This window comes from Rhodococcus sp. WAY2 (assembly GCF_009859915.1).
GTDB lineage: Bacteria > Actinomycetota > Actinomycetes > Mycobacteriales > Mycobacteriaceae > Rhodococcus_F > Rhodococcus_F oxybenzonivorans.
In genome coordinates this window covers 108,803-126,950 of the sequence record NZ_CP046574.1, presented here as the reverse complement: position 1 = coordinate 126,950, position 18,148 = coordinate 108,803, and the positions used below count along the sequence as shown (strand labels likewise).

At 65.2% G+C, this 18,148-nt stretch carries 14 protein-coding genes and 6 pseudogenes; 12 read left to right on the top strand and 8 right to left on the bottom strand.

Going from position 1 to position 18,148, the window contains the following annotated elements; genetic code table 11:
• Positions 1-344 precede the first annotated feature (344 nt).
• Positions 345-554 (bottom strand): annotated as a pseudogene (locus GFS60_RS35210) (transposase); the annotation flags it as partial.
• A 122-nt stretch (positions 555-676) separates the two neighbouring features.
• Here GFS60_RS35210 and GFS60_RS35205 point away from each other — a divergent pair.
• Positions 677-1,474 (top strand): annotated as a pseudogene (locus GFS60_RS35205) (tyrosine-type recombinase/integrase); the annotation flags it as partial.
• Between the two features lie 7 nt (positions 1,475-1,481).
• Here the strand turns inward: GFS60_RS35205 and GFS60_RS35200 are convergent.
• The gene (locus GFS60_RS35200; protein WP_082359865.1) at positions 1,482-2,894 is read right to left on the bottom strand and encodes an IS30 family transposase; all 1,413 of its coding nucleotides are present in this window, start codon (positions 2,892-2,894) and stop codon (positions 1,482-1,484) included.
• A gap of 65 nt (positions 2,895-2,959) precedes the next feature.
• Here GFS60_RS35200 and GFS60_RS35195 point away from each other — a divergent pair.
• Positions 2,960-3,250 (top strand): annotated as a pseudogene (locus GFS60_RS35195) (transposase); the annotation flags it as partial.
• Here the strand turns inward: GFS60_RS35195 and GFS60_RS40220 are convergent.
• Positions 3,193-3,429, bottom strand: coding sequence for a hypothetical protein (locus GFS60_RS40220; protein ID WP_054248221.1), 237 nt, complete (start codon positions 3,427-3,429; stop codon positions 3,193-3,195). The pseudogene GFS60_RS35195 and the gene GFS60_RS40220 overlap by 58 nt on opposite strands.
• On the opposite strand from GFS60_RS40220, the pseudogene GFS60_RS40215 reads away from it, so the two are divergent.
• A pseudogene (locus tag GFS60_RS40215) lies at positions 3,331-3,555 on the top strand (protein kinase domain-containing protein); the annotation flags it as partial. The gene GFS60_RS40220 and the pseudogene GFS60_RS40215 overlap by 99 nt on opposite strands.
• Positions 3,556-3,804: 249 nt before the next feature.
• Here the strand turns inward: GFS60_RS40215 and GFS60_RS40210 are convergent.
• Positions 3,805-4,242 carry a hypothetical protein gene (locus GFS60_RS40210; RefSeq protein ID WP_280123347.1) on the bottom strand — a complete coding sequence of 146 codons (438 nt, stop codon included), beginning with the start codon at positions 4,240-4,242 and terminating at the stop codon, positions 3,805-3,807.
• A gap of 497 nt (positions 4,243-4,739) precedes the next feature.
• Between GFS60_RS40210 and GFS60_RS35185 the strand changes: the two genes are divergently transcribed.
• A complete protein-coding gene (locus tag GFS60_RS35185; protein WP_054248219.1) occupies positions 4,740-5,087 on the top strand; it encodes a hypothetical protein in 348 nt (115 codons plus the stop codon).
• 272 nt (positions 5,088-5,359) lie between these two features.
• On the opposite strand, the pseudogene GFS60_RS35180 reads toward GFS60_RS35185, so the two are convergent.
• Positions 5,360-6,583: pseudogene (locus GFS60_RS35180) on the bottom strand (IS3 family transposase).
• Between the two features lie 573 nt (positions 6,584-7,156).
• On the opposite strand from GFS60_RS35180, the gene ltrA reads away from it, so the two are divergent.
• Positions 7,157-8,935 carry a group II intron reverse transcriptase/maturase gene (gene ltrA / locus GFS60_RS35175; RefSeq protein ID WP_054248216.1) on the top strand — a complete coding sequence of 593 codons (1,779 nt, stop codon included), beginning with the start codon at positions 7,157-7,159 and terminating at the stop codon, positions 8,933-8,935.
• A 31-nt stretch (positions 8,936-8,966) separates the two neighbouring features.
• Positions 8,967-9,633, top strand: a pseudogene (locus tag GFS60_RS35170) (IS1380 family transposase); the annotation flags it as partial.
• 412 nt (positions 9,634-10,045) lie between these two features.
• Here the strand turns inward: GFS60_RS35170 and GFS60_RS35165 are convergent.
• On the bottom strand, positions 10,046-10,723 hold the full coding sequence (locus tag GFS60_RS35165) for a PAS and ANTAR domain-containing protein (protein ID WP_082359860.1): 678 nt from the start codon (positions 10,721-10,723) through the stop codon (positions 10,046-10,048).
• A 556-nt stretch (positions 10,724-11,279) separates the two neighbouring features.
• Between GFS60_RS35165 and GFS60_RS35160 the strand changes: the two genes are divergently transcribed.
• The 3 genes from GFS60_RS35160 to GFS60_RS35150 all read left to right on the top strand — a co-directional run bounded on the left by GFS60_RS35160 (position 11,280) and on the right by GFS60_RS35150 (position 15,022).
• Positions 11,280-11,972 (top strand): GAF and ANTAR domain-containing protein, encoded by a 693-nt coding sequence (locus GFS60_RS35160; RefSeq protein ID WP_054248224.1) that lies wholly within the window; start codon positions 11,280-11,282, stop codon positions 11,970-11,972.
• A 546-nt stretch (positions 11,973-12,518) separates the two neighbouring features.
• Complete coding sequence (gene istA, locus GFS60_RS35155) at positions 12,519-14,213, top strand: IS21 family transposase (protein WP_082359731.1); 1,695 nt, start codon at positions 12,519-12,521, stop codon at positions 14,211-14,213.
• Positions 14,210-15,022, top strand: coding sequence for an ATP-binding protein (locus GFS60_RS35150; RefSeq protein WP_054246178.1), 813 nt, complete (start codon positions 14,210-14,212; stop codon positions 15,020-15,022). Before istA ends, GFS60_RS35150 begins: the two co-directional genes overlap by 4 nt.
• Positions 15,023-15,156: 134 nt before the next feature.
• Here GFS60_RS35150 and GFS60_RS38840 read toward each other — a convergent pair whose 3' ends face one another.
• Positions 15,157-15,300: a hypothetical protein gene (locus GFS60_RS38840; protein WP_164709515.1), complete on the bottom strand. Its 144-nt coding sequence runs from the start codon at positions 15,298-15,300 to the stop codon at positions 15,157-15,159.
• A gap of 326 nt (positions 15,301-15,626) precedes the next feature.
• Here GFS60_RS38840 and GFS60_RS35145 point away from each other — a divergent pair, with 326 nt between their 5' ends.
• Entirely contained in the window at positions 15,627-15,851 is a 225-nt protein-coding gene (locus GFS60_RS35145; protein ID WP_236603683.1) for a hypothetical protein, read from the top strand.
• Positions 15,852-15,959: 108 nt separating this feature from the next.
• Here the strand turns inward: GFS60_RS35145 and GFS60_RS35140 are convergent, their stop codons facing one another.
• Positions 15,960-16,979: an esterase/lipase family protein gene (locus tag GFS60_RS35140; RefSeq protein ID WP_054246176.1), complete on the bottom strand. Its 1,020-nt coding sequence runs from the start codon at positions 16,977-16,979 to the stop codon at positions 15,960-15,962.
• A gap of 313 nt (positions 16,980-17,292) precedes the next feature.
• Between GFS60_RS35140 and GFS60_RS35135 the strand changes: the two genes are divergently transcribed.
• Together GFS60_RS35135 and GFS60_RS35130 are read left to right on the top strand one after the other, a co-directional pair.
• Complete coding sequence (locus GFS60_RS35135) at positions 17,293-17,709, top strand: hypothetical protein (RefSeq protein WP_420916647.1); 417 nt, start codon at positions 17,293-17,295, stop codon at positions 17,707-17,709.
• 103 nt (positions 17,710-17,812) lie between these two features.
• Positions 17,813-18,034, top strand: a complete 222-nt coding sequence (locus GFS60_RS35130; RefSeq protein WP_236603682.1) for a hypothetical protein — start codon at positions 17,813-17,815, stop codon at positions 18,032-18,034.
• Positions 18,035-18,148 lie beyond the last annotated feature (114 nt).

Sequence of the window (18,148 nt, the reverse complement as noted above, 5' to 3'; positions counted from 1 at the left end):
TTCGACCCTACGGGCGGCCCGTGCGCCCACCCCCACACCACCTGCCTTACCACATGCAGGGCCACCCACATTCAGAGCAAGAGAGCCTCTTTTTCCCCCTCATAACCACCACGCCGCCACCCGATTGTGGAACAGGGCATCGCCAAACTCCTGCGCCGCATCAACCCTGTACGCCGACACCGCGCCAACCCCCGGGTCGTCAAACGCGAAGTCCTCAAATGGGCAGCCAAACGCGGACACCACCAACACCATCCACAACCCACCCAGTTACCAATATGCACCATACTTAGTTGCTAACTGAACGGGGGTCTGTCCAGATAACGGTGTAACTGGTTGATTTCTAGCTACTTCCGTCCGGCGGACAGGCGTCCGTCGAAGGTGATCTCGAAGGCGTTCAGTGCCGCCTTCCAGCGGTTGGACCAGCGCTGGCGGGCGGTGCCTTTGGGGTCGAGGCTCATGATGGCCAGGTACACACACTTCAGGGCCGCGGCCTCCGTCGGGAAGTGGCCGCGGGCCTTCACGGCCCTGCGAATTCGGGCGTTGACGCTCTCAATGGTTATCTCTAGTGATGCGGGCTTCGTCTTCGATGTCTTCCACGGTGTCTGTGATGGTCGGTTCTTGCGTGCTGGACGTGGTTATCTTCAGCGGTCCATGAAGCAGAACCTGGGGAGTTGGAGTGCTTGTCACACGGGTGGTTTCACCGGTCTCGTCGCGTGAGTCGTGGACCGTTCTCGGAGATGATGATGCGCCGGTGGTACCAGTGGATCGGTATCTGGCCTATCTGACCGATATCGAGCGGTCACCGAACACGGTCAAGGCGTATGCGCATGACCTGAAGGATTGGTTCGAGTTCCTGTCCAGGGGCGGCCTGGACTGGACGAAGGTAGGTCTCGAGGACGTCGGAGCGTTCGTTGCGTGGCTGCGGCTGCCGACGGCAGCACGCTCGGGCTTGGTCAGCGTGCTGCCTTCGGTGGAGCACCACTGCAGCGAAGCGACGGTGAACCGGAAGCTGTCGGCGTTGGCGGCGTTCTATGTCCACGCTGCACGCGCCGGCGTCGATGTCGCAGGTCTACTGACGACATGGGAGGCCGGCGGGTCGCGGGGTGGATGGAAACCGTTCCTCCATCACGTCAGCAAGCACGAGCTGCGGCCGCGGCGTGCAGTGGGTATGAAAGCGGCGAAGAAGATCCCGCGGATCCTCGCTCCGGACGAGGTGCAGGCGTTGCTGGATGCGTGCGAACGTCTGCGGGATCGGTTCCTGCTGGCGGTGTTGTATGACAGCGGGATGCGAATCGGGAAGGCCTTGGGGTTGCGGCACAGCGATATTGCCGCCTCCGACCGTGCGATCACGGTACGACGCCGCGACAACGCAAACCGGGCCCGCGCAAAGTCGGTTCATGCGCGGACGGTCCCGGTCGCGGCGGAGTTGGTGCGGTTGTATGCCGACTACCTGCACACCGAGTACGGCAACTTGGGCGGATTCAATCGGTCGTCGCAACACCTGTCTGTTGCAGTGAGCGTAGCTGCTCGGCGAAGACCTCGGCCGGGGTTCGCCAGTCGTGGATCTTGCGGGGCCGGTTGTTGATCGCCACGGCGACGGCTTGGAGGTCCTCGGCGGACCACCTGGCCAGATCGGTGCCCTTCGGGAAGTACTGGCGCAAAAGGCCGTTCGTGTTCTCGTTCGTCGGTCGTTGCCAGGGCGAGTGCGGGTCGGCGAAGAACACTCTCGTGCCGGTATCGAGAGCGAACTGGGTATGACCGGAGAGTTCCTTCCCGCGGTCCCAGGTGAGGGTCTTGCGGAGCTGCTCGGGGAGCGTGGTCATCGATGTCGTCAGCGCGGCGTTCATCGCGACGGCGCCATAGCCGCCGAGGGAAGGACCGTTCTTCACGGGTGGCTTGTCGCCCCAGCCGTCCAGCCGAGGCAGGTGCAGGAGGATCGTGGATCGGCTGCTGCGCTCGACGAGCGTGCCAATCGCGGACCGGCCGGTCCCGATGATCAAGTCGCCTTCCCAGGGCCCCGGGACGGCGCGATCGGCGGCTTCGGCGGGGCGTTCGCTGATCACGACGTCCTCGGTGACATGCCCTTGCGGCTTGTTCTGCGACCGCGCTCGGGGAACCCGCAGCGCCCGCCCGGTGCGCAGGCACGCGACCAGCTCCCGTTTGAGCGCGCCACGGCCCTCGATGAACAACGATTGGTAGATCGCCTCGTGGCTGATGCGCATGGACTCATCATCGGGGAAGTCGATCCTGAGCCGGTGCGAGATCTGTTCCGGGCTCCACGCCGTCGCCCATCGCCTGTCCTGTCGATGCGGCTTGTTGAGCCCCTTCCACGCGGGCGTCTGCGGCCCACGGACGATCGTGCCGTCGGGTCGGCGGACGCTGCCGGAGAGCCGCTCCTGCACGTACTTACGCAACCTGTCGTTGCCCACGAGCTTCGCCGTCTTCGGCCGCTTCGCGGCCTGTTGCGCTTTCCACTGCGCCACCAGTGCCCGGTAGACCAGCTTGCCGCCCCGGGTCGCCGCGTTGCGGCGCAGTTCGCGTGAGATCGTCCCCGGGGCGCGTCCGATCCTGCGGGCGATCTCGCGCACGCCAACATCCTGGGCGCGCAACAGCGCGATCTCCTCACGCTCGGCGAACGACAGGTAGCGGCCCGTGGGCTCGTCCAGGCTGATCGGTGGCATGCCGCCAGCGTGACGGAACCAACGGCACCCGACCGGCCATGACACGCCGACGGCCTCCGCGGCCTCGACCGTCGTCACTCCCGATGCGATCCGCCGCCAGAAGTCCCGCTGCACCGCACGAGAGGGCTCCGGCCGGCCCGGTGAACGCATCGGAGGTCGCAATGCCCTGTCCGCCGCCCACTGCCGCCTGGCACCCACCGGCGGGCCAGACATCTGCTTGTTGCTGTATCCCATCGCACACCTCCGTGATCGAGGTGTTGCATCGACCGGTTGAGCCCGCCCAGTATGCATCAGCGGAATTCGCCGACCTCTGCTGCGAGCTGGGGGTGACCAGATCGCGGGGTGCGGTCGGGACGGCGGCGGACAACGCGGCGGCCGAGTCGCTGAACGCGACGTTGAAGCGAGAGACGCTGCAGGGTCGGAAGCGCTGGAACAGCGCGGGCGAGGCGCGTGCCGCTGTCTTCCGCTGGATCACGCGCTACAACACCAGAAGGAGGCACTCCACCCTCGGTCAGATCTGTCCGGTCGAGTTCGAGCAGCGATCGGCTACGCTGGCCACCGCCGCATAGGAACTGGTGTCCACACCTCGGGGGAACGCCCCGACTTCGATGAACAGAACCGTCAACGCCTTCTTCAGGAGGGCAGGGCGATGGCCCGGCTCACCGGGCACCCCGACATCGTCGGAGCCCTGCAGGTCGGAGTCACCGAGCACGATCGATTGTTCGTTGTGATGGAGTACCACCGGCACGGGTCATTGGACGAGCACATCCGCCGAGTCGGTCCGTTACCGCTCGAAGACGCACTTCGTCTCGGCACCGAACTCGCCGGGGCACTTGAAACCGCACATCGGCTCGGTATCGTGCACCGTGATGTGAATCCTGCGAACATCTTGTTCGACGACTACGGAGAACCGCGGTTGACGGACTTCGGGTATCGCCCACATCGCTGGGGGTTTCGAGACCGCCACAGGGGTGGTCACTGGTTCACCTGCGTTTACGGCTCCAGAAGTGCTCTCCGGACGTTCTCCGAGCCCGGCATCGGACATCTACAGTTTGGGTGCGACCTTAGTTCTGCGCGATCACCGGACACTGCCGCGCGTTCGAACGCCGCCAGGGTCAACCAGTTAGTGGCGCAGTTCCTGCGGATTACGACCGGACCCGTCCCGGACCTGCGTGAGAACGGTGTGGCCGGGGATGTGGCCGCGGTCATCGAACAGGCCATGGCCTCGGGTCCAGAAAACCGCCAACTGACGGCCGCGGAACTGAGCGAGGACCTGCGCACCGTGCAGCGCCGACACGGTTCTGCTGTCGATGACATGGCCGTGCAGGGCGACGAAGCACGCCGGGTGCACTCGTGCGGTCGCGTTCCGGACGAGGACGCGATGTTGATTCGGCCCACAAGATGCCAGAGGAATCTGCCCCCCCGAATTGACCAGCTTCATCGGCCGCCGGACCGAGTTGGCGGAGACGGTAAAACTGCTGCGGTCGTCTCGGCTGGTGACGCTGACGGGGATCGGTGGGGTCGGCAAGACCCGTCTGGCGCTTCGTGCGGCCGCGACCACGGCCGCATCTTTCCGTGACGGTGTGTGGTTGGTCGAGCTGGGTGATCCGCGGGACGCGGTCCTTCTCACCGAGGTGGTGGCCGCCCCGCTTAGCGTGCGTGAACGCGCACCTCGATCCATCAAGGATTCACTCGTCGAGCATCTCGCGCCCCGACAGGTGCTGCTGGTTCTCGACAATTGCGGGCACCTGCTCGAAGCTGTCGCCGGACTGGCCGAAGAATTGCTGCGCGCATGTCCACACCTGCGGATCCGCGGAACTGTCGTGCGGTTCCGGATGCTCGAAACCATCCGCGAATATGGCCGCGAGAAGGCCCGCCAGAGCGGCGAGTATCTTGCACTACGATCTCGACACAGCAACTGGTACGACCAGGTATGTCGCGCGGTGGAATCGGAATGGATCCGGTCCGGGGCAATTAGACGCGATTGCTCGTCTCGATCGCGAACAGCCCAACATCCGGGAGGCACTCGAGCATTGCCTGATCTCCACCGAAAACCGATTGGTCGAGACGGGGTTGCGCATCGCGACGGCAATGCACCTCTTCTGGAGTATTCACGGCGCCCTCAGCGAGGGCCGCCGATGGCTCGACCGACTACTCGCGCACCAGTCGGCGCAGCCGACAATCATACGAATCAGGGCCCTCTATGCCGACCGTGTCCTCGCAGCACTGCCGGGTGAAGTCGTCGCGGGAACCGAACTGGTCGAAGAAGTTCTCGCTCTGGCCAACCATGTACCGGGCTCCGAGATGAAGACCCTGGTCCTGTTCGCCAGCGGGCGTTTGGCGCTATTTGACGGTGACACCGCCACGGCATGTGCGCACCTAAGCCTGAATCCACCGATGGTTTGAGGTGGTGGGTGGGTCGTAACGGCGAGATGCCCTTACGTTTTGGAAAGATTGGGCTTGTCTAAGGTCCGATCCTCCCCTAAACGAAGGGCATCTCTAGGGTGGTGCGACACGAGGTCGCATGCGTCAAGTGGCGCGTTGATTGGAGGTCGGCGGTGTTGTCGATGACGTAGCCCGGGTTTGTGTTCGATGGCCCGTCCCCACCTTGACGTGCGTCGCTGGTAACGGCGGGGTGCGAAGCTCTGAGGTTGCCCCTTGGGAGTGGACACCGGATTTCATGCGGCGACTGACAGCGTAGACGACGCGATGAGTCGTTGTTCGAACTCCACTGGGGTGAGGTATCCGAGGGCGGAGTGACGGCGACGCCGATTGAAGTACGAGAGCCACTCGAACAGGTCCAGCCGTGCCTGCGACTTCGACGTCCAACTCCGTCCGTGCAGCCACTCCCTCTTGAGCCCTTGGAAGAACGACTCGGCGAGAGCATTATCGTAACTTGACCCGACCCGTCCTCGACTTTGCTGGATCCCATGACGGCGGCATACATCGACGAAAGCTGCTGCGGTATACTGCGATCCGCGGTCGCTGTGGAAGATAACGCCACCGACGTCACCACCACGGGTGCGCACCGCCATCTCGATCGCGTCCGTGACGAGTTCGGTTCGCATATGGTCAGCGATCGACCAGCCCACCACCCGGCGTGAGCAGATGTCGATCACCGTGGCCAAAAACAACCACGAGGATCCCACCGGAATGTAGGTGACGTCCCCACACCACTTCGTATTCATCGCTGTGGCAGCGAAGTCCCGCATCACCAGATCCGGCACCGACGGAGCCGACTTGTCCGCTATCGTCGTGCGCTTGCTGCGGCGCAGGTGCCTGCCCACCACGTGGTGGATCCGCATCAGCTTCGGTCACCCGTTTGCGGTTGATCCTGCTTCCGCGGGACCGTAGTTCAGCATGCACCCGCGGGGCGCCGTAGGCGCTGCGGTGCTCGGCATGGATCGCGCGGATCTCGGCGACGGTCGCGGCTTCCTCCGCCGCGTGCTCGGCACGAGCATCCTCGGTGGCTATGTGCTTGTAGTAGCCGGAACGGGAGGTCCCGAGCATCCGGCACAGCCGCAGCACGGAAGAACTCGGCACGCTGAGCGAAGATGAAGTCCCAGCGGCGGGTCTTCACTTCACCTCCTTGATGCGAAATACGCGGCTGCCCGGCGCAGAATCTCACGTTCGAGCTGCCATTCCTTCTCCGCACCCCGCAGCCGGGCGTTCTCTGCCCGCAGCCGCGCGAGCTCGTCCGACTCGGTCTCCCCACCAGCGGTGCCGCGGACCTCCGGGCGTCCCTCGCGGGCGGTGTCCTTACGGACCCACGTCCGCAGCGTCTCGCCACTGATGCCCAGGTCCGCGGCCACCGCCGCGTACGTGCGTTTACCGTCGGCCGCGCGGTACAGCGCGACCGCATCTTTCCGGAATTCCTCCGGGTACAGAGACTGGCGTCCCACCTCGACATCCCTCCTGGCTCTCCACTGGAACCATTGTCAGGGGTGTCCACTCCAAGGGTGCAGCCTCAGCTCAGGGGTAGAAGCCGAAGCGGTCCTGGATCCATCCCGGGGCGGCAGGTGAGGGGAAGGCCGGACGGGTGAACGTGAGTGAACCGCCGAAACGTCTCGTCAAGATGAGCCTCGGATAGATGGAAGCTTGGGCCGGGGTAAGGGCTCGCCGTTGAGAAGCGGCAGACGGCGACCGGGGGTATCTGACCGGTCGTATGAACACCGTCGCCCCGGGATCGAGGCGGCACCCACCCCGGCCGGGTCTTGCGCATGTGGAACGTGGAAACCCCGCTCTGGTCCGGACTGGTGGTCCGGTGGGCCGACCGTGAGGAAGGTTGAACGCCTGGGCGGGAACAGGATGGCCCAAGAAGCTAATGCCGGTGGCCGAAAGGCGACAGGAAACCGACCCGACTTGATGTCGTCTCCTCCGACGGCGGGGTTCGGATAACTGGCCGGATACGAGTGAACACTCGAACCCGTGGAGGGTGCTGACGTGGGCCAGGTGAGCCTTTGAAAGAGACGACGATGACAACGCCAGAACTTGCGGACAAGTTGGACACCACTTCGGTGAACGGACCACAAGACGTCATGACGAACTGGGATGCGATCTCGTGGCGCTCAGTGGAGCAGGACGTACGGCGGCTGCGGCGGAGGATTTTCAAGGCGTCGCAAGAAGGGGATCTCAAACGGGTCCGCAACTTGCAGAAACTGATGCTGCGAAGCCAGTCGAACACGCTCCACAGTGTGCGGCGGGTGACGCAGCGCAACGCTGGACGCAGGACCGCGGGCATCGATGGAGAAGTCGTATTGACTTCCTCTGCCAGGGCTGAGTTGGCGGTGGATCTGCACCGGCATACTGCGCTGTGGCAGGCCCGACCGGTCAAGCGTGTCTACATTCCGAAGGCGAATGGAAAGCAGCGTCCACTAGGGATTCCCGTGCTTCGTGATCGGGTGCAACAAGCTCGGGTCGCGAATGCGTTGGAGCCGGAGTGGGAAGCGCGGTTCGAACCACGCTCGTATGGGTTCCGGCCCGGGCGTGGCTGTCACGACGCGATCGAGGCGATCTACTGGACGCTCAAAGGACGCAGGTCCAAGCGCCAGTGGGTGCTCGACGCGGACCTGTCGGCAGCGTTCGACCGCATCGATCATGAGCGGCTGCTGGCACATCTGGGAACCTTCCCCGCACGGGGGCTTGTCGCCGGATGGCTGGCTGCTGGAGTGATCGAGCAGGGCCGGTTCACCTCCACCGACGAGGGGACCCCTCAAGGTGGGGTGATCAGCCCGATGCTGCTCAACATTGCGCTGCATGGGATGGAGGAAGCCGCTGGAGTTCACTACACACGTCGCGACCCCCATGGGGCGCACGTGGCAAGAGGAGCTCCGGTGCTGGTGAGATACGCCGACGACTTCGTCATCATGTGTCACACCAAGGGCCAAGCCGAACAGGCCCGGCACCGCTTGGGTGAGTGGTTGGCGCCACGGGGCCTCGAATTCAACGAAGACAAGACACGAATTGTCCACGTCGACGCAGGATTCGACTTCCTAGGGTTCAACGTCCGTCGATACGACGGCAAACTGCTCATCAGACCCAGCGCAGCGGCAGTGAAGCGCATCCGGCATCGGCTCGCCGATGAAGTGCGTTCCCTACGGGGAACCAACTCCGAAGCGGTGATCCGCCGACTGACCCCGATCATCCGGGGTTGGGCTGGCTACTACCGGAGCGTGGTCTCCAAAGAGGTGTTCTCCGCAGTGGATCACTATCTGTGGCAACACCTCTACGGGTGGGCGCTGCGCGCCCACCCGAGAAAGTCGAGGAACTGGGTCGTGGATCGGTACTTCGGCACGTTCAACCCATCCAGAACAGACCGATGGGTGTTCGGCGACCGCGACAGCGGGAAGTACCTACGCCAGTTCGCCTGGACGAAGATCGTCCGCCACAACATGGTCATGGGCACCGCGTCACCTGACGATCCTGCCCTGGACCAGTATTGGGCACGTCGGCGACGAAAGGCATACGCGCAACTCGGTGGTCTCACAGCCTCGCTGCTGCTCCAGCAGCGCGGGCTCTGCCCCGTGTGCGGGACATTCCTTCTGCACGCCGACCACGCTCCACAAAGCCCACAAGAGTGGGAACAGTGGATCAAGGCCATGACGAGAGCGCTACGCGCTACTGCCCTCGTCTTGGGTAACGCCCATGGCGGCGATCGGGCCACACGCCTCACGCATGCCCACTGCCGACATCTCGAGCGACAGGGCAGTGGGGCCAGCGGAATCAGGGGCCAGACGCCCTTGGGGCTTGCTTGAGCCGGATGCGGTGAAAGTCGCACGTCCGGTTCTGAGGGGGCCTCGGCGCCGTAAGGCGTCGGGGCTACCCGACCAACTATCTCATACCCGCCCGGTACGGGCGGCGGTGTTCGATGACCGCAACCTCCTCGCCTCGGCCGGCCTGATTCCGGTGCTGGGGTTGGCCCAGGAAAACCGGCTCGCTGACCTGGCGGACGAGTACGTGTCGGTGCCGACCGACAAGGGCGCCAATGCGGGGCGGAAGGTGACCGCACTGGTCGCGGGCATGGTCGCCGGCGCCGACAGCATCGACGACATGGCACTGCTGCGGCACGGCGCCATGGCCACGGTGTTCGACCGCCCGTACGCGCCGTCGACGCTGGGCTCGTTCCTGCGGTCGTTCACCTTCGGGCATGTCCGCCAACTCGACGCGGTCGCCACCCGATTCCTGCGTGGCCTGGCCGAACGGACACCGCTGGCCGGCGCTCCCGAAGCTCGGGTGGTCGTCGACCTCGACGATACGATCGTGCCGGTGCACGGGCACGGTAAGCAGGGTTCCGGGTACGGGGTATACCGGGGTCCGTGGGTTGAACGCCCTGATCGCCACCGCCACCTACGAGGGGCAGGCTCCGGTGATCGTCGGCCAACGCCTGCGCCGCGGCGCCTGCGGATCGCCCCGCGGGGCGGCGCGGATGGTCACCGACGCCCTCGCCGCCGTCCGGAGTCGGTCACACAGTTGCGCATCGTGTGTCCATGATCCGGCAATTACCCGCGATGTGCGGCGCTGAACCACACGACAAGACGGAGAAAGCGTCAGAAGACGGCACACGCCGCCGGAGTCCACAGGGCAGGCGCCGCACGGCCGCTGTCCCACGACGGACGCCGCCCCCATACGTCGATGTAGTCATTGATCAACGGCGTCCTATCCACCGCTGCATTCCTACCACCTCGCGCCACCGGAATCTTCGCGAACCACTCAGCCGCCACGTCTTTCACCATGGTGTGGCATCGAAAACCTCGCAGGTTGAGATCCGTGTGGTGCGGGCACCCGTGACCGAGGAGCAAGTCCGTTACCGGTGACGGACCGTTCCAGGCACTGCGGGTTGAGGACCCAGCCCGCAGGCCGCCCCCTCACCGACCCGGAATCCGTTCGTGCACAGTAAACAGGACACGCTCGACGCGACGGCGGAACGCGACCGGGGTTTCCGCGTCCGCGGCGAGGTCGCGGACGAGATGCGCGGCGATCGTGCGTACCTTGATATTCGTCTGCTGCGACCGCCAGGTCAGGACATCGAATGCACGCTCGGCCGAAATGCCGTAGGCGACCATCAACACCCCCTTGGCTTGTTCGATGACCGCCCGCGATTTTTCGAGTTCGTCGACGATCTCGTCGACCGATGCCTGAACCTCGGTGTCGTGGGAGTCGGTGACATCGATGTAGAAGCCGGATGTTCCGATCATCTTCCCGCCGGCGTCGAGCATCCGATCACCGACGACGATCACCTGATGGAGCCGGCCCCCGGTATCGATGATCCGGTGCTCGCTGCCGAACGGCTCCTTCTCGCTGATCATCTTCTCGAGCACGGCGGCAACGCGTGGTTCGTCCTCGGGATGCTTGTGTGAGAGCACCAACGCCGTCGTCGGAGTCACCTCCCCCGGCCGATAGCCGTGCATGTGCGCCACCGCATCGGACCACTCCCACCGCTCACCGTCGAGGTAGAACCGAAAGCTCCCCACCCGATGCGGTACCCCGGACCCGAAAATCTGATCCACCGCCCGATCCACCCGCACATCCAGCTCTTCCCGCATCCACCCAGTATGGAACCCACCCAAGCGGCGAGCTGACCGAACGGTCCGTTCGCGATCCACAGCATCGGCGGCCGCAAGGATTCCCAGCACCGTGTGGGATAGTGCGCCGGCCAACGCCCGGCCGCACGAGATCGACCAGCTCACAATCTGATGAGGACCGGTCTACCGGATCTGGTTTCGTCTTCGAGCAACCTGATGGGCAGCTGCCGGTCCTACACGGCCGCCGAGGCGGGGCCTACGCGGCCAACTGGCAGAGCTGTTTCGACTGAGGAGTAACCCAATCGGTTACAGGTATCCGATGGTGCTGCCGTGTCATCTCGGGCCGCAAACCGCCGCGACAGCCAGGCCCGCCGTCCGCCTGACCCCTTGTGACCGGAGGGTCGGGTCGGCTTGTGACCGGGGGGGTCGGGTCGGCAAGTTCCGTCACAGCCGACTCGCTCCGGTGGTCAGTGGCCCCGGTTCGGTCACCTCGCAGGCGTAGCGTCATAGGAGGTCGGCGACTCCGTAGCGTCGTCAATGCCACAAAATGACGATTCTGAGAGGTGGTGCCGACGACATGGCCGATTCCGTTAATGGCGACCTCGGCACGGTGATGGCCGACCTCGCCCGCTCACTGTCAACTCCCGGCGACCTCGATGGCATCCTCCGACGTGTCACCGCGGCGACCGTGTCAGTGATCCCGGGCACCGACTGCGCCGATGTCCTGATGATTTCCGGTCGCAAAAAGTTCGAATCACTCGCCCCCACCTCGGACCTACCTCCCCAACTCGATACCGTGCAGGTACAGCTCGGACAGGGCCCCTGCCTCGATGCCGCCGTCGACGCATTCCTCGTGTGCAGCAATGACCTCGAATTCGAAACACGCTGGCCCCGTTTCACCAAGGCCGCCCTCGATGCCGGTGTACGCAGCATGCTCTCGTTCCAGCTCTACACCCACACCGACGTTGCCGGCGCCCTGAACCTGTTCGCGTTCAAACCGAACGCGTTCGATGACGAGTCGGTGGCGGTCGGGGAAGTGTTGGCCGCACACGCCGCCATCGCCATCGTCGCGGCACGCACCGATCTTCAGCTCCGCTCCGCACTCGCGAACAGGGACATCATCGGGCAGGCCAAGGGCATGCTCATGGAACGCTTCCGCGTCCCGGCTGATCAGGCATTCGAGATGCTCATCAAACTGTCCCAGGACTCGAATACACCCCTGTCCCAGATCGCCACGCGCATCGTCGAAGCCGGCCCCGACGGGAGTTGAGTAGCCGGGTTACTCCCCCCGCCGCGCAGACAAAAGCGACAGCGGCTCAATCCTCCGATACCCCTTCCGATAGCCTTTCGGCGCCTCCGGTAGCGCGGACACCGGCGACTGCGTGACCGCGCTCTGTGGCTGTCGAGCTACCTGGGTAGTGCCCCATATCTGGCGCTCGTCACCGTCGCGAGAAGACAGTCTCACGCCCTCAAGCCCCCCAGTTCACCATTTCGAACTCGCCTGCACGGTGCGACCAGCTCCCCGCTGCGGCGGACGCCGGGTCGAGTGACGCTGCCCCTGCTCTCGCGCGAAACGATTTGAACGCCGCCCATCGGATCGACTCCGAAGAGTCCTACCACCTGCACGACGGAGTCGATCGACGACTCGGGCTGTCGCCTGCCATGAGCATGGGACCGTCTTGACCTGATTTCTGCCACCCTCATGGGACCACTCGGATTGCCAGTCATGGGACCACCCGGCGCGTCGCGCCGAAGTCCCGTCGGATCGCTCGTTTGATCGTCGTGTCGGTATCCCCGGTCACGAAGGCGGACGGGCATGGCGTTTCGGGAGGTCAATGTGAACGAAGTCAAGGAAGTGCTCCGGATCTGGCTCGGGGTGCCCGGGTCCCGGCCGCCGGGATTGCGCACGATTGCGGCGCACTGCGGGGTGGACCGCAAAACGGCCCGCCGATACATCGAGGCCGCCCAGGCAGCGGGGCTGCAGCGCGGCGACTGTGTCGACGCCCTCGACGATGGGCTGATCGGCGCGGTGATCGAGGCGGTGCGCCCGGCCCGCCCGAGCGGACACGGCGCCGCCTGGGACCAGCTGCTGGGGTTCGAGGACCAGATTCGGGCGTGGGTCGCGGGCGACGGGCCGCATCCACCCCTGACGATCACCAAGATCGAAACACTGCTGGCCCGTCAGGGCTGTGTGGTGCCGTATCGGACGTTGCACCGATTCGCCACCGAGCGCTGCGGTTTCGGCCGCAAGGACACCACCGTCCGCATCGTCGACGGCGATCCCGGCAGCGAATGCCAGATCGACTTCGGCTACCTGGGATACCTGACCGACCCGGACACCGGGCGGCGCCGCAAGGTGCACGCACTGATCTTCACCGCCGTGTACTCGCGGCACATGTTCGTGTGGCTGACGTACTCGCAGACCCTGGCGGCGGTGATCGCTGGCTGCGAAGCGGCGTGGACCTTCTTCGGCGGTGTGTTCAAGGTCCTCATCCCCGACAACCTGAGACCGGTTGTGACCGACGCGGACGCGGTCAACCCGCGGCTGTCGCAGGGTTGGCTGGACTACTCCCAGCACACCGGGTTCGTGACGGACCCGGCCCGGATCCGATCACCGAAGGACAAACCCAGGGTCGAAAGGGCCGTTCAGTATGTGCGCGGAAACTACTGGGCCGGTGAGGAATTTGCAGATCTAGCGGAGGCGCAACAGCGTGCCGAGGCATGGTGCCGCGACACCGCGGGGATGCGGACCCACGGCACTACCGCCGCCCGCCCGCTCGAGGTGTTCGACGAGGACGAGGCACCGATGCTGCTGCCCGTCCCGCCGGTTTACGACGTGCCGATCTTCAAACAGGTCAAGGTGCACCGCGACTTTCATGCCGAGGTCGCCAAGGCGCTGTATTCGATACCGGGACAGTGGATCGGCAGTGTGCTCGAGGTGCGGGCGGACAGTGCGCTGGTGAAGTTCTACGCCCGCGGAAACCTGGTGAAGGTGCACCCGCGCCAGCCCGCCGGTGGGCGCAGCACCGACCCGGAGGATCTGCCCACCGAGAAGATCGGGTATGCGATGCGCGATCTGGACCGGCTGATCGGCGCCTGCGCCGGGCACGGCCGCGCCGTCGGGATCTACGCCGAAAGACTGCTCGACGATCCGTTGCCCTGGATCCGGATGCGGGCGGTCTACCGGCTGCTCGGGCTGGTCCGCCGCTACGGGCCCGACCCGGTCGAAGCTGCGTGCAGCACGGCGCTGGATCTGGACGTGGTGTCGGTGAGCAAGATCGCCTCGATGCTCGAACGCGCCACCGAGACCACCACGCCGCTGCTGCCAGCCGCCGGATCGGCGGCACCGTCCCGTTTCACCCGCGACCCCGCCGAGTTCGCCACCGACAGGACCGGCCCCGCCACATCTGGGACCACCGTCGCCACTGCCGGGACCGGCGTCGCCACCGAGAGGACCGGGCATCTGACGGTGATCGCCGGGGGCAACACCGACACGAAGGAGACACGATGACCACCCCACCCGCCCCCACGGGGCCGGTCGATCCGATCGGCGCCGACCTGATCGCCCTTCTCAAGGCCCTCAAGCTCGGCGCCCTCAAGGACACCCTGCCCGAGCGACTGGCGCTGGCCCGCCAGCACCAACTCAGCCACGTCGCGTTCCTGGAACTGCTCCTCGCCGATGAGGTGTCCCGGCGGGAATCACGCTCGGCGACTTTGCGGTCGGCAAAGGCCGGTCTGGATCAGTCGATGCGAATCGACACCTGGAACGCCCTCGACGACCTCCGCTACGACCGATCCCTGCTCTCGGATCTGGTGTCGCTGCGGTTCGCCGAGGCCGGCCACTCGGTCCTTGTTCTGGGACCGGTCGGGGTCGGAAAAACGCACCTGGCGACCGCCCTCGGGCACGTGGCGATCCGGCGGCGGATGACGGTGCTCTGCGCCCGCGCCGACAAGCTGTTCGCCCGTCTGCGCGCCGCCCGGCTCGACAACTCGGTCGAGGCGGAGATGCGGCGCATCGCCACCGTCGATCTCCTGGTCCTCGACGATTTTGCGCTTCGGCCCCTGGACGCGACCGAGACCAACGACTTCTACGAGTTGGTCGTGGAGCGCCATCGCCGCAAGGCGACGATCGTCTCCTCAAATAGGTCCCCAGATGAGTGGCTGTCGATGACCACCGATGCCCTGCTCGCGCAGTCGGCGATCGACCGGCTCACCTCCGCGGCGCACACCCTCGTCATCGAGGGCCCGTCCTACCGGCAACGCACCCGTCCGGGGCATGGCGCGGTTGACAGTTCAGAAGGCGAGGTCGATGCTCGATGACACCTTCGGGTGGTCCCATGCTCGTGGCAACGAGGTGGTCCCATCACCCTGGCAAGCGACACGGGCGTCCGCGAAGAGTCACACGCCGTCTCAACCCACTCCGCGCAGCTCCGGGAATCGGCCGGGCTGACAACTCAGTGTGAGCGGCGCTTCTGACGTAGCTTGGTGACCAGTTCCCGGGCCTTGCGCTGGTTCTCCGGCTTGGACGCCTCACGTTTGACGACCTGGATGGCCTTGATCGCGGCACCGCTCTTGAAGGCCTTGTCGAGCATTCCCATCGGGCACCTTCCGTTGTTTCGCTACTGCACAATTCGATACCTGAAACAGTACGGGGCGATCGGTGAGTGGGCGACCAGTCGGAGCCTCTGCCAATCGGAGGAGCCTTCGTGTCGTGAGGGGCACACAAGGCCGGAACACGCTGGGTGGGGCTCCCGACAGGGGTACCCACGCCCCGCGGAGCTCCGACACGAACCACGTCCCTCGGCTACTGCCGCGGCACCCACAGTGCGGCGGTCATTGTTGCGTCAACAGCAACGGCCCCCTCCAGACCTAGGGCCGCGACCAGGACCGACGTGAGGACGACTCGGGACTACGAACCTTCTTGGTGCGAGCACCCATCGGAATGGACCCGCCGACCACCTCCCGGGGGTGGCTGGTCGCCGCGCTGGTGCACACCTGCGAATCCGCCGACCGCCCCACGGTGCGTAACGATCTGATGCGCACCTGGGTTCCAGAGCCCGGAAGCGGCTACCGCACTCACGACGGACGACGCCGTGCAACCTGGGCGCAATTACCCGCCCGGTTCGACCTCGTCGAGGTGGCCCCATAGCCGGCGCAAACCCTCGGTGTGGCGTGATGCGCCTACCGTCATTCCCACCCGCACGACACGCATGTTCTCCCATCCCGTTGCGCCACAGCGGGTTCCGTATCGACTCGATCAGAAGTTCTCGGTCAGGATCATGTCGAGTACCCCGGCGCCCGCTGGGACCACGGTGCAGGGTGGTGTCACCGCCGTTGCGGGATCGAGCAGGCCCATCACGAGTTGGAGGGTGTACTCGTCGTAGGGCATCCGGAAATGGCCCGACTGGTTGAGCGGGCAGAGGTCTTGAATCATCAGGTTCGTCGCCGACCGGTCGCGCAGCGCGATATTGGTCGCCGGTTGGATGACCTCGTCGATTCGGGAGCCGATCGTCGTGTACCGGGTTCCCGGGACGGTGTCTCCCCCACCGTTGAGGTCGTCGAGGAGCGGTGAGCCCTGAGCCTGCTGCACCAACGCGGGTGAAACCAATTCCGGGGGCAGCGCCGCGACCGCCCACGCCATGCCGCCGGGGGTCTGCTCGAGGACCGGAACGAGACCGAACATGGTGCCCCCATAGGTCGGTGAGGCGAGGCCGATCCACTGCTCGACCGCCGCTGCCCCGCCGAGCCGGTTGATGTAATAGCGGGCCACCGTCGCGCCCTGCGAGTAGCCGACGATGTCGACTTCACATGCCCCGGTCGCGCCGCGGACCTGCGCCACGAACTGCGCCAGCTGGCCGGCGCTGACCGTGATGTCCTCGGTTCCGTAGCTCTCGCCTCCGGGTTCGCCGCCGTAGTTCAGCGCGAACACGCAGTGACCCGATGCCGCCAGTCGCGGACCGAGCGCCGCCCAGTCCGAGTACGCGTTCGAGTCCGTGCCGTGCACGAGCACCACCGGCCTCGGGTCCGCGCCGGTGGAGGTGCAGGTGAAGTCGTTGACTCCGGGCGGCACCGATCCCGGGTGTTGCCGCGCGTACCGGGCGGCATCGGGATGCGTACTTTGGGCTGGACCGACGCGGTCCGGGATCTGCCACACCGAGCTCGCCCCGGATATATCCGGAACCTCCTCCGCCGCCGCGACCGGCACCGAAAGGATACTCGCGACCCACCCCACACCCACTGCTGCGGCAACCCGCTTGATCCGTCGACGTGCCCGCATGCTGCCGCTCCTGCCCTACATCCCCAGCCCGATGATTCGTGCCGACACCACCGCAGAGCAGCCCGGATACCGGGCAGCCCCGGTGACAGTGTGGAATACGTTGGATGCAAACGCTATTCGGTCAATCGTCCAGTTGCACTGGAACGTATTACCCTCCGGCCACCAACCGAACGGTACGACCACTGACGCTTCGGACGAGATCGCTATGAGATGTGAATCACTACCATCCAGTAATGTGACGGAGGACACAGCTTCTTGCTCGGAGATGCCTTAGCCTGCTTGAACACGCCACTTGAGGGTTTCCAGGGCGATCGTGACAAAGAAGAATGAGTCGGAAAACGCGCACCGGCTCGAGGAAGTGCAGGTCGCCATGACCACCGAACCGCTGGTCCGCCACACCGTCGACACAAGCGGGGTCATCGCCGACTACGCCAGCCGACCGCTCTGCGCCGTCGTCGCGGTGATGTTTTCCTTCGACCTCGGGGACGGATACGTCGACTTCGACGCCGTCGAACGGATCCGAGAAGGCGAATTCGACGACTGGGTCCTCGCCGCCACTCGGTCCGGCCTTTTCCTCCCGCATGAGATCGCGGCACTGGCACGGTCGTGGCACACCGACCCCCGGTCGTTGTTCGAGGCGCTCCTCACCGACGCCGACGACGTGACTCGCAAGCGTTACCAGATCGTCTGGGACTCGCTCGATGAGGCCGACTCGCTCGAGTACGCCTGACGGTTCCCCATGACGGTGAGGCAACGGCTGACAGCCGCCGCACGCCTCCCCGACAATCATCAACACAATGCTCGAGGTGCACGGAAAGAGGGGTCGACGCCCGATGACGAACCCGACCGTTCGGGAGCAGTTGCTGCACGACGTGCAGGACCGCACCACCGATTTGCGCCGATGGTTGGACACGAACAACAACAGCGAAACGCTGATGGCCCACCTCCACGACGAGCCGGTCGATCGAGGATGGCTGCGCACCTATCAGCGCCTCAATCGCGACCTCATGTCAGCGGTCGGAAACGTACAGGACCAGTTGCCGCGACGTCGCTGAACCGCAGGGGTGCGTTCGAACGGGTACCGGACACATGTAGCTTCCGCAGCCGGAGCAACGGCGCCCATTTCTGTGATGGCGAATTAGGAAAGTCGATGACACCGCAGCACTGTT